This is a genomic window from Rahnella woolbedingensis (assembly GCF_003602095.1).
GTDB classification, from domain to species: domain Bacteria; phylum Pseudomonadota; class Gammaproteobacteria; order Enterobacterales; family Enterobacteriaceae; genus Rahnella; species Rahnella woolbedingensis.
The window spans coordinates 108,046-121,625 of record NZ_RAHH01000008.1 but is presented as its reverse complement, the minus strand read 5'-3'; the positions used below and the strand labels follow the sequence as shown (position 1 = coordinate 121,625).

At 48.0% G+C, this 13,580-nt stretch carries 12 protein-coding genes and 1 pseudogene; 5 read left to right on the top strand and 8 right to left on the bottom strand.

What is annotated here, in order from left to right; translation table 11 throughout:
• Positions 1–12: 12 nt before the first annotated feature.
• Both D6C13_RS08450 and D6C13_RS08445 read right to left on the bottom strand, forming a co-directional pair.
• The gene (locus tag D6C13_RS08450; RefSeq protein WP_120132338.1) at positions 13–855 is read right to left on the bottom strand and encodes a fumarylacetoacetate hydrolase family protein; all 843 of its coding nucleotides are present in this window, start codon (positions 853–855) and stop codon (positions 13–15) included.
• Between the two features lie 77 nt (positions 856–932).
• Positions 933–1,673 (bottom strand): SDR family oxidoreductase, encoded by a 741-nt coding sequence (locus tag D6C13_RS08445; protein ID WP_120132337.1) that lies wholly within the window; start codon positions 1,671–1,673, stop codon positions 933–935.
• 223 nt (positions 1,674–1,896) lie between these two features.
• Here D6C13_RS08445 and D6C13_RS08440 point away from each other — a divergent pair, with 223 nt between their 5' ends.
• The 4 genes from D6C13_RS08440 to D6C13_RS08425 all read left to right on the top strand — a co-directional run bounded on the left by D6C13_RS08440 (position 1,897) and on the right by D6C13_RS08425 (position 5,735).
• Positions 1,897–2,658 carry a FadR/GntR family transcriptional regulator gene (locus D6C13_RS08440; protein ID WP_120132336.1) on the top strand — a complete coding sequence of 254 codons (762 nt, stop codon included), beginning with the start codon at positions 1,897–1,899 and terminating at the stop codon, positions 2,656–2,658.
• Positions 2,659–2,939: 281 nt separating this feature from the next.
• Complete coding sequence (locus D6C13_RS08435) at positions 2,940–4,283, top strand: lipopolysaccharide biosynthesis protein (protein ID WP_120132335.1); 1,344 nt, start codon at positions 2,940–2,942, stop codon at positions 4,281–4,283.
• 1 nt (position 4,284) lies between these two features.
• The gene (locus D6C13_RS08430; RefSeq protein WP_208642870.1) at positions 4,285–5,112 is read left to right on the top strand and encodes a hypothetical protein; all 828 of its coding nucleotides are present in this window, start codon (positions 4,285–4,287) and stop codon (positions 5,110–5,112) included.
• A 56-nt stretch (positions 5,113–5,168) separates the two neighbouring features.
• Complete coding sequence (locus tag D6C13_RS08425) at positions 5,169–5,735, top strand: YtfJ family protein (protein WP_120132428.1); 567 nt, start codon at positions 5,169–5,171, stop codon at positions 5,733–5,735.
• A gap of 138 nt (positions 5,736–5,873) precedes the next feature.
• Here the strand turns inward: D6C13_RS08425 and spt are convergent, their stop codons facing one another.
• The 4 genes and pseudogenes from spt to D6C13_RS08405 all read right to left on the bottom strand — a co-directional run bounded on the left by spt (position 5,874) and on the right by D6C13_RS08405 (position 9,964).
• Positions 5,874–7,073, bottom strand: coding sequence for a serine palmitoyltransferase (spt, locus tag D6C13_RS08420; RefSeq protein ID WP_120132333.1), 1,200 nt, complete (start codon positions 7,071–7,073; stop codon positions 5,874–5,876).
• Positions 7,060–7,320 (bottom strand): acyl carrier protein, encoded by a 261-nt coding sequence (locus D6C13_RS08415; protein ID WP_120132332.1) that lies wholly within the window; start codon positions 7,318–7,320, stop codon positions 7,060–7,062. The genes spt and D6C13_RS08415 overlap by 14 nt, the downstream gene beginning before the upstream one ends.
• Positions 7,321–7,349: 29 nt before the next feature.
• Positions 7,350–8,264, bottom strand: a complete 915-nt coding sequence (locus tag D6C13_RS08410; RefSeq protein WP_120132331.1) for an NAD-dependent epimerase/dehydratase family protein — start codon at positions 8,262–8,264, stop codon at positions 7,350–7,352.
• A pseudogene (locus tag D6C13_RS08405) lies at positions 8,261–9,964 on the bottom strand (fatty acyl-AMP ligase). Before D6C13_RS08405 ends, D6C13_RS08410 begins: the two are co-directional and overlap by 4 nt.
• Before the next feature lie 868 nt (positions 9,965–10,832).
• On the opposite strand from D6C13_RS08405, the gene D6C13_RS08400 reads away from it, so the two are divergent.
• Positions 10,833–11,957, top strand: a complete 1,125-nt coding sequence (locus tag D6C13_RS08400; RefSeq protein WP_120132427.1) for an N-acetyltransferase — start codon at positions 10,833–10,835, stop codon at positions 11,955–11,957.
• A gap of 87 nt (positions 11,958–12,044) precedes the next feature.
• Here the strand turns inward: D6C13_RS08400 and D6C13_RS08395 are convergent, their stop codons facing one another.
• Positions 12,045–12,800 carry a nucleoside/nucleotide kinase family protein gene (locus tag D6C13_RS08395; protein WP_120132330.1) on the bottom strand — a complete coding sequence of 252 codons (756 nt, stop codon included), beginning with the start codon at positions 12,798–12,800 and terminating at the stop codon, positions 12,045–12,047.
• Positions 12,801–12,829: 29 nt separating this feature from the next.
• Positions 12,830–13,555 carry a nucleoside/nucleotide kinase family protein gene (locus tag D6C13_RS08390; protein ID WP_120132329.1) on the bottom strand — a complete coding sequence of 242 codons (726 nt, stop codon included), beginning with the start codon at positions 13,553–13,555 and terminating at the stop codon, positions 12,830–12,832.
• Between the last annotated feature and the right edge of the window lie 25 nt (positions 13,556–13,580).

The following is a 13,580-nucleotide window of genomic DNA, read 5'->3' as shown; positions in this document are numbered from 1 at the left end:
GCTGTAAGGGGGTTATGCCTGCACCGTCTTCTGACGTTGCTCACCCAAACCTTCAATTCCGAGACGCATCACCTGTCCGGCCTTCAGATATACCGGTGGTTTCTGTCCCAGTCCGACGCCCGGCGGGGTGCCGGTGGAAATAATATCGCCCGGTTGCAGGCTCATGAAACGGCTGAGATAGCTGATAATTTCGGGGATCTGGAAAATCATGGTGCGCGTATTGCCGTTCTGCCAGCGCTTACCGTCGACTTCCAGCCATAGATTCAGCTGGTGCGGATCGGGAATTTCATCCGCCGTCACCAGCCACGGACCGGTCGGGCCAAAGGTGTCACAGCCTTTGCCTTTGTCCCATGTGCCGCCGCGTTCAATCTGAAATTCGCGCTCGGACACATCGTTGATCACGCAGTAACCGGCGACGTGAGACAGGGCATTGGCTTCGCTGATGTAGCGCCCGCCGGTGCCGATCACCACACCGAGCTCCACTTCCCAGTCGGTTTTGACTGAATCACGCGGGATTTCCACATCGTCATTCGGCCCGACAATCGCGCTGGTCCATTTGCTGAAAATCACCGGTTCCTTTGGGATCTCCGCACCGGTTTCGGCAGCGTGATCGGCGTAATTGAGGCCGATACAGATAAATTTCCCCACGTTGCCGACACACGCGCCGAGGCGCGGATCACCGCTGACCAGCGGCAGGCTTTGCGGATCGAGCTTGCGCAGTTTATCCAGCGTTTCCGGCTGCAAAAAATCGCCACTGATGTCGGCAACATGCGCGCTGAGGTCACGCAGTTTGCCGTTGTTATCCAGCAGGCCGGGGCGCTCAGAACCTGCATTGCCGTAACGGAGTAATTTCATGATTAGTGTCCTTCTGTGAAAGTCAGGTCTTTGAAAATCAGGAATTTGAAAGTCAGACGTTTAAGGCCGCTGGCATGTCAGTTGCTCCAGCCGCCGTCAATAATTTGTACCGTGCCGGTGGTGTACGAACTGGCATCGGAGGCCAGATACAGCGCCAGCTGGGCGATTTCTTCGGTTTTACCAATGCGCCCGATCGGCTGGCGGGAAACAAATGCCGCATGCACTTCTTCTTCGCTGCGCCCTTCAGTCTCGGCCTGGGCGGCAATGCGCTGGCGCAGGGAAGGTGATTCCACCGTGCCCGGACAAATCGCGTTGCAGCGAATGCCGCGGGTCACATAGTCCGCCGCGACCGAACGGGTCAGGCCAATGACAGCCGCTTTCGAAGCACTGTAGGCAAAGCGGTTCGGCACGCCTTTGATGCTGGAGGCGACCGACGACATATTGAGAATCGAGCCGTGGTTGTTATCGAGCATGGCGGGTAAAAAGGCGCGGATCATGCGAAACATCGCGGTCACGTTAAGGTCCAGCGCAAACTGCCATTCGCGTTCGGTGCAGGACAAAATATCACCGCTGTGAACCACGCCCGCGCAGTTGAACAGCACATCGACCGCGCCGGTTTCTTCCGCCAGCGCGGCAATCGCCTGCGGGTCGGTGACGTCGAGAAGGCGCGGGGTGATCCCCGGAATATTGTGCAGTGCGTCGATGTTGATATCGGTGGCAATCACCTCTGCGCCTTCACGGGCAAACAATGTCGCGGTGTTAAAACCGATGCCTTGTCCGGCGGCGGTGATCAGAACTTTTTTCCCTGCCAGGTTCATAACAACTCCCCATAAAAAATTATTTTAAAGGCCTAATGGTCAGGCCATTGAGGGTGAAAAAAACGCGTGATAAGCAGTGCTTTTTGCTAAGATATTCGGCAAACTTCTACTTAAAACGCCATTTCTATTAACCAATTTTTTACATGCATAAAACAATTCAGCAAGATTTTTGTCCGGAAAATGCTAGCTGAATCACTTAATAAGAATTGACCTCAGGTGTCCGATGCCGATAAAAAAATTAGAAAATCCCAGAATTTACAGGCAGATAGCTGACCAGCTAAAAACGTTAATTGATAACAAAGAATTTCCGCCCGGCAGTCGTCTTCCTGCCGAGCGTGAACTGGCCAGTCAGCTTCAGGTCAGCCGGGCGTCAGTACGTGAGGCGCTGATTGCGCTGGAAGTCATCGGGTTAGTGGATGTGCGTGTCGGTAACGGCGTGATTGTGCGCCAACAACCGGCGAAGCCTGCCACGCCTTCGCAGGAACCGGTGATGTCGCAGGCAGGGCGAAATCAGTGGGCAGACGTGGATGATGAGCTGAATATCGAGCTGGATTTCACCGCAGAATTGCCGCCATTTTCTCTGCTGCAAACCCGACTTCTGATAGAACCTGAGACCGCCGCACTGGCGGCAAGAAACGCGACCGACGAAGAACTTGCCGCGATAAGAGCAGCCTATGAGCAGAACTGCCGCGATAACCGCAATGGCTCCGCGACACATCCCGGCGACCGTTTGTTTCATATCCGTATCGCTCAGGCCAGCGGGAATCCGGCTTATGCGTTTATCATCGCGCATCTGCTCGGCCACCGTTACGGCACCATGTTTCGCAGCCTGCAACTCCATTACACCCCACAGGACATGCCGCACCGTTCCGAGATTGAGCATCTGGAAATTCTGACTGCGCTGGAGGCGCGCGACAGTCGCGCGGCGAAGAAGGCAATGAAAGATCATCTGGATGCCGTGATAAAGATTTTTGGTCAGGGCTAAGAGTTCTGCAACGGCTTTTGTCCTCTGATGCTGTTTGGGATCAAAAGCCTTTAGATCGATTTAATTCTGGTTTATTCTACGTTTGTCTTGGGTAGGCCGCTAATTAATTTATCTCATATGTACAAATAAATATGGACTTTTTTTTGAATTCCAATAATAGGGGTGTGGCTTAACTCAATCCACGAGTTTGTCACTTTAATATATTTGCAGAGCGGATATTTATCCGCCGAGTTATTGATGGCTAATCTGGCAGGAAATGCTGATATAGGCTGGTTTTTACCATGAAACATTGGTTTTCCGATGGTGCTTTCCGCACTATTATACGTAACAGCGCTTATCTGGGTTCAGGAAACGTAGTAAGTGCATTACTCGGCTTACTTGCACTTTCTTGTGCAGGTAAAGGCATGTCATCAGAAATGTTCGGGGTGCTGGTTGTCATTCAATCCTATACCAAAGCAGTAAGTGATTTTATTAAGTTTCAAACATGGCAATTTGTAGTCCAGTTTGGTACCCCGGCATTAGTCAGTAAAAATTTTCAACGGTTTCGTGATGTTATTTCTTTTTCCTTTGGTCTGGATATTGCCAGTGGTGCAATTGCCATGCTTGGGGGAATGTTACTGCTTCCCTTACTTTCAAAGGCATTAGGACTTGATGCCGACAGTTTTAAGCTGGCACTCTTGTACTGTACATTAATTCCTTCAATGACATCTTCAACACCCACCGGAATTTTACGCACGCTTGATCGTTTTGATTTAATCGCTATTCAGCAATCTGTAAAGCCATTGTTAATTGCCATGGGTAGTGTGGTTGCTTATTTTCTTCATTTAGGTTTTACAGGGTTTATTGTCACCTGGTTTATCTCAAATCTATTTGGTGGAGTTTTATTTTGGTGGTTTTCCGTACGCGAATTACGTCGCAAAGATTTTCAAGGGGCTTTACGGCCCAGTTTATTTTCTTCTGCCAGAAGGATTGAGGGTGCCTGGAACTTTGTATGGACAACCAATCTTTCGCATTCTATCTGGGCGGCACGTAACTCATGCAGTACGGTGTTAGTCGGTATTATTTTAGGGCCAGCCTCCGCCGGTTTATTTAAAATAGCGATGACGTTTTTTGATGCGACAGGCACCCCCGCCAAATTACTGGAAAAGAGTTTTTATCCGGAGATTATGCGTTTAGATCCGAGCAGCAGACGGCCATGGCTGCTTGGTCTGCGATCCGCAGTGTTAGCCGGAGGCATCGGTATCCTGGTTGCGCTGTTGGTCGTGATTGTCGGCAAGCCATTAATTTCGCTGGTCTTTGGTTATAAATACCTTGAGTCTTATGATTTGATTAAGATTATGTTGGGCGCGATTGTGGTATCTATGATGGGATTTCCGCAAGAATCGCTGTTATTAATGGCAGGAAAACAGCGTATCTATCTGGTCATGCAGGCGTTGGCATCGGGGTCTTACATTCTGTTGCTGGTCACGCTGTCGCATATTTTGGGCGTGGAGGGTGCGGCATATGCCTACTTTGGCGGGCAAAGCCTTGACGTGTTACTTTCGCTGATACCTACATTATGGGCTTACCGGCACCGCAATTTATTAAGTCATCATAGCCCGAAAGGATTAGTCAATGAGCAGTAAGATAAAATGGAGAAGATTCCCGTCTGAAACTGTGCAATCAATATTCACAGCGGTGGAGGAAGACGATACGATTAATCCAGAGGTGAGTTTGCAGGATGAGGTTATTAATCTGCAATGCTCTCAGGATGCTATCTGGAGTTGTTATTCATTGTGTCTTCAGTTTTGGGAAGAAGGGTTCACCCGTGAAGGGTTGCTCAGGTTGATTAACAAAGTGCTTAAAGGTGGAGAATTAACTGAATCCGAAAGGATGCAATATAAATACATCCGCGCGCGTTATAAGCATCTTCGTTTCGCCCAAAGACTGTACAGTAAGAAACACGAATCTCATTTATTGTTCCGTCAGACGACGGTGTACTTGGGCCACTTTCAAGATGCTTTCCGCAACGGAAAGAAAAGTAACATCAGGTATTATGGAAATATATTACGACTTTTCCTGAGTGCACCGGCCTGGACAATAGTTCGTTATGCATTACGTCATACTGAGCTGGATAATGAGAAGGGTTTTTTATCTTATCGTCAGGATCAGATACGTAAACTTCAGTGTTTATTATCGACAACTGAACTGACCGGTAAGGCCTTCCATGACGTGCGTAAAATTATCAGCCAGCATGTTTCATACTTTGATACGGCGAGATCTATTGACCCTGCTGATATTAATGCCCATCAGGTTTCTCAGTTTCTGGCGAATATCAACGGATTAATGGGCGATAAGCATGATGATATGGTCGCGGATAAACTGGCCGGACGAAAACCCTATGACGAACCGTCAATACTTGATGATAACATTCGCCAGCCTTTAGAATTATTCCTCGCCCGTTATCCCCTGTGACTTTCGCAGTGGTTTTAAAAATATTGTTTATTTTTTATCACAGGGAAGGGTAAATGATGATAATACGCAGAACATTACTATCACTGTTTATCTTTTTCCCTGTCATGGCATCGGCTCATAAATTTGTTATGGGCCAGCGGATGACGCCTGTTTCGGTTTCTGATAAAGGCGAGATGCAGCTAAGCCGTGATGAAATAGGCTATAAGATGTGGAACAGTTCAGAACTGGAAGGCAAAGTACGAGTGATCCAGTATATTGCCGGTCGCAAATCAGCGAAGAAGAAAAACTCGGGGCTGATAAAAGCCGTGAAAGCGGCCGATTTGCCGCAGGACAATTTTCAACCCCCCACGATCGTCAATACTGACGATGAATTTCCCGGAACCGGCTTTTTCGTTCTGGGTAAAATCGAAAAGAACCAAAGAAATTATCCCTGGGCACAATTTATCATCGACAGTAACGGGGTGGGGCGTAAAACCTGGCAACTGAATGAAGGCAGTTCGACCATTATCGTCCTCGATAAAGAAGGACGGGTTCAGTGGGCGAAAGATGGCGCGCTCACCCCAGAGGAGGTAAATCTGGTGATCAATCTTTTACGCCAGTTGATCAATATCCCTACATCCTGAAAACTGTTTCTCCTCCTCGCACCTCACCAAAAAAACAGGCTTTCCCGATGACATAACCGCGGATCGCAGGCTATGTCATCAGAGGAAATTCTTTCGGCGATGATGCTGTTTACGGAAAGAATTCAATCTTTTTCACCATCACGCCTGATTAAACACGACCCCGTTTTGCGATTTAAGCTCTGCAAAGGCCTGAATGATGGTATCGATTTGCTGATCGCTGTGCGCCGCATTAACGCTACAGCGCAATAATGTAATGCCTGCGGGAGCAGCCGGTGGTAACACCAAATTGACGTAAACTCCCTTTGTAATCAGATCGCGCCAGAAACGTAATCCGTCTTCTTTCGAGCCAATCATTACCGGGACAACCGGACTGATGCGTGGCCCCTGTTCATAGCCAAGTTTCGCCAGACCCTGATAAAGCCGGTTCGCATTATCCCAGAGCTTTTCACGCAATTCGGGTTGTTGTGCAATGATTTTCAGAGAAGTGCGGACCGAGGCGATACTTGAAGGTGACGGAGAGGCGGTAAATATGTATGGGCGACTGCTGTAACGCATCACTTCCATCGCTTCTGAACCCACCGCAAAGCCGCCGATTGAAGCCAAACTTTTACTGAAGGTGCCCAACAGAATATCCACGTCTTTTTCGACGCCGAGATCTTGTGCCAGCCCGCGACCTGTTGCGCCCATAACGCCGAACGAATGCGCTTCATCGACCAGCAAATAGCCGCCGAGGCGACGTTTAATCTCAGCAATTTCGACCAGCGGTGCTACATCGCCGAGCATGCTATAGATCCCTTCCACGATAATGATCGTTTCCTTCGCCTGTTCACCCAGGCGTAGCATGCGCTTTTCCAGATCATGCGCATCATTGTGGCGAAAACGAATGATCTGCGCTCCGCCCAAAACGCAGGCGTCATAAATACTGGCATGGCAGTCTTCGTCAATCAGTACGACGCGATTCGGATCTGCCAGGGTACTGATTATTCCTAAGTTTGCGGTATAACCTGTAGAGAAAACGATGGCGGTAGGTCTGTCAAAGAAAGCTTCTAACTCACGTTCCAGCGCCAGATGCGAACCGTAGCTGCCGTTCGCCATGCGGGAACCTGTCGTGCCGGTGCCCTGAACTTCGAGCGCTTTCTGTCCGGAGGTAATGGCTTCAGGATTAAAGGTTAAACCCAGATAGTTATTGGTGCCTGCCAGCACAATTTTCTGGTCGCCAATCCGCCCTTCGGTTGCAGAATATATTTCATCAATGCAGGTGCCGAAAGGATTGAGACCGGATATCTGAAACTGTTCCCGCTGGTTTGCAATGCGGGTGAATTTTTCATAAAGCCCCATGAGTATTCTCCAGATGTAAAAGAATGGCATCCAGGAACTGCTCGGGCGTTCTGACATTCAGTAAGATATTCATTGGGATGGAGATATCTAACTTGTCTTCCATCATCATCAGCAAGGTCATAACCTGAATTGACTCAAGGCCGAGGTCGTTCACCAGGTCGCTATTTTGTTTTAGCTCGACATCGGCCTGGATCATGCCCTGTAAGCATTCAAGGACGTAGTCCATCAAAACTGCACGGTTACACATAGAATTTTAAACACCTATGATAAAAATAATTAAAACAGTCCTTCACGCAGAGCGCGTTCCAAACTCACCTTCGGAAGCCAGTTAATATCTTCGGACACGCTTTTATTACTCGCAGACCAGTCGTCATGGGTCAGTTCGCGGATTTTGCTGTACGTTAACATCGGTTCTTTTCCTGCGAGTCTGCTGGCGAATACGCTGATGTCCGCGATGCGTTTGAGAAGGGGTAACGGTATGCCGATGAGTTGCACCCGTCCATTTCGCACTTGCGATCCCATTTCCTGTAACTGCTTCCAGCTATAACCGGGGATACCGTCGCAGAGCTCGTAGGGAACCGGGTTATGCACTTCGCTGATGAGCCACTGACAAACGGCTTCTGCTAAGTCGCTCACATAAAGAAACGAAAGCTGCGCGTGTTCCGGGCCGAGACGGGGAAGCAGGCCGCGTAACAGCCAGTCAAATACCGCTTTGAGCTCTTTATCACCCGGACCGTAAACGGCCGTCGGGCGGAAAATACCCAGTGAAAGGTTTCGGGGAGTTAACGCCGTTAATAGCTGTTCAGAGTCATATTTCGATTTTGCATACCAGGACAATTCCGGTGAACGCGCCGCAAGCGAGGAAATATAGAGAAAGCGTATGCATGAGGCACTTTTTTTGGCCGCCTGCATCAAACGCAAGCTACCGTTCACATTGCATTGGGTGAAAACGTCTTCGTTATGTCCCCGAACCTGACCAGCGCAATGGACGACAGAGTCCGCACCTCTGACCAGCTCAGCGAGAGAATCTGAATCTTCCAGCGAACCTTGTACCCAGGTGAAATTGCCGCCGGGCGCAGGGCGTTGCTTGCGGGTTAATCCCCGGACTTTAAAACCACAGGCAAGCAAATTATCGGCAATATGCTTGCCGATAAAACCTGTCACACCCGTCACGGCAACCGTTCTGGTCATTGCGCGAAACCTGCCAGCTCTCTTCGGGAAAGGACTGACTCATTCAGGTAACGTTTTCTGGCTTCAGCTCTGGCCGGTTTGCCGGAGGAAGTGCGGGGGATACTGTGCGGCGGCAATAACACCACATCGACAGCAATGCCGAATTCACTTTGAATGCGTGCGCTCAGCGTGTGGACAATCTGGCTACGTCGCTCCTCACAACTGATACGACACTGGATCTGCAAAATGATTTTGCCGCCGTTGTCATGTTCAGGAGTGACAAAAGCAATGGCATCACCGGTGCGAATTTCCGGTTCAGACTCAGCGAGATACTCAATATCCTGCGGCCAGATATTACGGCCACGAATAATGATGAGATCTTTCTTCCGACCGGTGACATACAGGTTACCGTCCAGCAGATAACCCAAATCACCCGTATCCATGCAGCCCATCGACTGAATCTTTTGCTGTGAAATATCATCTTTAAAATATCCGCTCATCAGGCTTGGGCCTGAGATACAGATATGACCCACTTCACGTTCGGGCAGAGAAATACCGGATTCATCGCGAATGTCGATCTTGTGGCCGGGGAGCGCTTTGCCACAGTTGACGAAAGTCACGACGGAGCGGGTTTTTGCTGTAGGGGCAACCGCTGTGCCTTCATATTCCAAAATTTCACGGTCGGCTTCATCAAGTTGATGGCCTGTTGCGTTGTTATAGAAACTGACCGCCAGCGTATTTTAGGCAAGGCCATAACAAGGCATGAAAGCTTCACCGTTAAAGTTGATGGTTTTAAAGCACTCTTCGAACCGGCTGAGCAGATCTCCGGGAATGGGTTCAGCCCCGACACCTGCCACGCGCCAGCCAGACAGATCCAGCCCGGCAATTTCTTTTTCATTGCAGCGGCGAAGGCAAATATCGTAACCGAAAGGGGGGGCAACAGACACGGTACCGCGGTTCTGGCTGATCAGTTTCAGCCATTGCATCGGTCGCATGGCAAAATCCTGAGTCCGCAAATAATCCACGGATAACTGGGTGGCCATGGGTGTCAGCAGAAACCCGACAAGTCCCATATCGTGATAGAACGGCAACCAGGAAACACAACGGTCACCGGCGCGCAATTTAATGCCGTGACGGCTGATGGCTTGCAGGTTTGCCATCACCGAGCGTTGAGTAATAATCACGCCGCGGGGGAAACGCGTGCTGCCGGAAGTATACTGCAGATAGGCGATGTCATCGGGAGCTGGCGGGACCAGTTCCATTTCTGTTTCTGGCAGGGCATTAAACTCCACATGGCTCAGGATAAGAATACCCGACGCATCATTGTGTGCTGGCTTAACCAGGGGCATCCATTCATCACTGCTGATGATGGCTGCGGGCTGACAGCTTTTGAGCAATCCCTGAAGTTTTTCGATATATGACGCGCTTTGGCCGACGCCCATAGGGATAGCCAGCGGGACCGCGACCAGCCCCGCATACTGACAAGCAAAGAAAGCTTCTACGAAACCCACACTCGTTTCAGCGATAAGTGCGACGCGATCCCCTTTTTTTAAGTTAAGAGACAGCAGACGTTTGGCTCCGGAAATCGCACGTTGTCTCAGCACACGATATTCCAATGACGCACTAAGCTGATTGCGGCGATCGTAGAAATTCATACCGCTGTTTCCCTGAGCGGCATAGTCTAACGCCTCCGCCAGTGAAGGGAATTCTGCGTAGCACATTGGAAGAACGTTCGTAGAGCTTGTTGCGTACATATACAACCCATCTGTAGGTTAAAAAAAATCAAACGATAAAGGTAACAATTAATGTGCAAACGAGAGTTAATGTAACAATATATTCGTATACGTTAATTTTTGTTTACAATTTATATTCTATAGATCCAGTGTTAGCAAAGAATAAAACATTCCCGGTCACTAAAGTTTTAGATATTGGTTACCCACTGAAATTACCTTTCTATAATGACGTAAACATATTAAAACTCTCGTCTAATCGCGTGTTTTATAGATTTTTTATATATTATGTTTGTTGCGCAATCAGGTGATAATTTGTCAGGATGTTCGTTGCAGTAGAATATTTCGGCTTTGAAAACGTGGCAGTTCTCAATACGGGTGCCTGGACGAACTTATAGTGTCAAAGCAGAATCCATTCGCTATATGCCATCATGGCAATCAATACTATGTCTTCAAACGAACAGTTCCGTGAATATTAGGATGGTTTAAATTACTTTTCGAGTTGTAAGATACTTCCATCATCATTTTTTTAAAACCCCTGTAAAAGACAATATTTCAATTTTGCGAGGAATAAAGCATTAAGTGTTAAAGATTAGTAACCCTACTATACTTTGATTTGGCATTGTCTCAGCGTTTTAAAACTCAATTGATGATAAGGACCAACAACAGCATAATATGCCTAACGTATGTACCCGCTCCCTCGGCATGGTATGTAATAAATGAAATATCCCGGACGCTAATACCTTTCTGTTATTCGGAAAGGGAATGCTGCTTTTCTTGGTCTCTTTAGAAAGAAAACACAAACAGATCGCTGACAGGGAAATGTGTCCTTTTAAATTTCTTTAAATTGATGGTATTTATGATTTGCATTGAAAAAGTAATTAACCAGGGTGACCTTCATGATTTCATTACTTTTCCTTCTTCACTCTATGGTGACGATCCAAACTGGATTGAACCGCTACATGTTGAACGAAAAGAGCATCTTTCCGAAAAGAACCCCGGTACCGAGCACATAGAATGGCAGGCGTGGTTAGCCAAAAAAGATGACAAGGTGGTCGGCAGAATTACAGCGCAAATCGATACGTTACACCGTGAACTATATGGAAAGGATACCGGCCATTTTGGAATGATTGATGCGGTCGATGACCCCGAAGTCTTCAGCCGGTTATTTGAGACAGCAGAGGCGTGGCTGACTTCGAAAGGCGCGCGAAAAATCACCGGTCCCTTCAGCCTGAACATCAACCAGGAAAGCGGCTTGCTCGTTGACGGGTTTGAGACCCCGCCCAGCGCGCTGATGACGCACGGTAAACCTTATTATTCGTCGCGCGTGGAACAGCAAGGCTACACGCCGGGGATTGATTTACTGGCTTACTGGATGAAACGGCCAGAGCTGCATTTTTCCCCATCATTATTAAAATTGATGAGCGAGGTGCGCCAAAAGGTAACGGTCCGCCGTCTGAATCGCAAAAATTTTGCCGCGGAAATGCAGGTTCTCAGAAACATCTTCAACTCGGGATGGAAAAAAAACTGGGGATTTGTGCCTTTCACCGAGCATGAATTTGCCACTATGGGTGATCAGCTGAAGTACTTAGTACCTGAAGACCTCATTTATATTGCCGAAATAGACTCTATTCCGGTTGCTTTCATTGTAGGCTTGCCGAACATCAATGAGGCCATTGCCGATTTAAAGGGAAAACTGTTGCCTTTTGGTTGGGCAAAATTGTTATGGCGGCTTAAGGTGAGTGGTGTACGCACTGCTCGTGTCCCTCTGATGGGCGTGCGGATGGAGTATCAGTTTAGCCGCAAGGGTCCTGTCATCGCCTTGCTGTTAATCGATGCTCTTCGTGAACCGTTTGAGAGACGAAATATTAATGCTGTGGAGATGTCCTGGATATTAGAGACAAACACCGGGATGCGCTCTATCCTCGAGAAGATCGGGGCCGTTGCATATAAACGTTATCGGTTATATGAAAAGCAACTCTGAGCCAAACGCTCTTTTATGAAATGATAATCAGCACCGTAGCAGAAAGGCGCTGATTATTTTCAAATCCGGAAAAGTAATTTTGTAGCGTTACAATAAGACTTCTTCACGACTTGCAAAATGTGAAACCAAAGGAACAACAGCTTCTAATGCTTTCTTTAACACTTCGTCATAAGGGGCGCGAGCATCCAGGTCGATAATTCTGGATCCATTGTAATTAAGCTGAGTCATTATGCCGATTTTGTCCTTCAATTCCGGATAACTATGATCGGGCTTGCGGGCAATAGCAGTTGCGATATCGATATCAAGACGAATGATTAATTCCGGGCATAACAATTCCATTTGTTTATACAACCGGTATTCACTTTCTGCTAATTTTGTCATAACCCATCCGGAAACGCGTTCAATGCCAATGCCGGGGCCGTCATAATGAAAACCAGAAATTTGTGCTTGCGGATAACGATCGCTGATCACGAATACACCACTTTCAGCCAGGTGTTTAGCCTTATGCAAATGTGATTCCCGTCTCAATGAAAGCCCGTACATGATAAGCGCCGCCCAAAGTGCCGGAGATTTACTACTCATACTTTGCGTTTTCGAAGATTTAGTCGCCAAACGGCGTTCTAGCCAAACACCGATGAATGGAAGGCGTTTGATTTTATCGCCATCTTCACCCGAAATGAGTCCGAGATATCGGCGCTCGGTCGGGCAATGTTCCCGCAAAATTTTCACTAAGTCATGAGTTAGCGTGGATTTTCCCGTTCCGTCGCAACCCACAACAGCAATAAGTCCGGGGATAATCTCAGGCGTGACATGTTCTTTTGTTTTCATCGTTTCTTTTTGCATTAGCTTAGCATTACAAAGTGATCACAAATTCAGGAATGTGAATCGGAAAGTGAGGATCGAATCGCAGATAACGATTCATCGAGAATCTGACCTGCCGGCCGCCGGCCATCCAGATCGAGAATATGTGCACCATTAAAAGTAAGGTGAGGGATGACAGAAATTTTTTCCCGTAAAGCAGAAATTGCGTGATCAGGTTTACGTGAATGCGCAGTTTCCGCATCAATATCCAGACGGATCAATAAAACAGGGGGGAAGGACGCCATCCAGCGATAGAGTTTTTGTTCACGATTTCGGAGCATCCGTACCCAATAATTCCCCCCCTGTGATTTAGCCAGCTGCGGGCCGTCAAAACGAAAACCTGCCACTTCGGCCTGGGGATAACGGTCGGTGATCAGCAATGTGCCTTTTTTGCACTTAACCAGCATCCGACGAAACTTAACCGCCCGCCAACATGAAAGTAGGTAGATCACCAGAGTCGTGACATTACCCTGAGGTGTTGACGGTTGATCGTGAACGCGGGCTGATTTCGACAGCAAATAACGACCGAATGGCACGCCAATAAAAGGAAGATTACAGAACCACTCCCCAATACGGCCGGAAGATTGTCCGAGGTAAATTAATTCCGTCGCACCTTGTGAAGAAAGATGATTAACAAGATTTGTCGCTAAAGTTGATTTACCTGAACCATCACATCCCGTTATTGCTATCACCCGGAGAGGGGAATGATTAATAGTCGGTGGAGTTTGTAAGTTCACATTAATAAATCCAGTCACAAAAAAC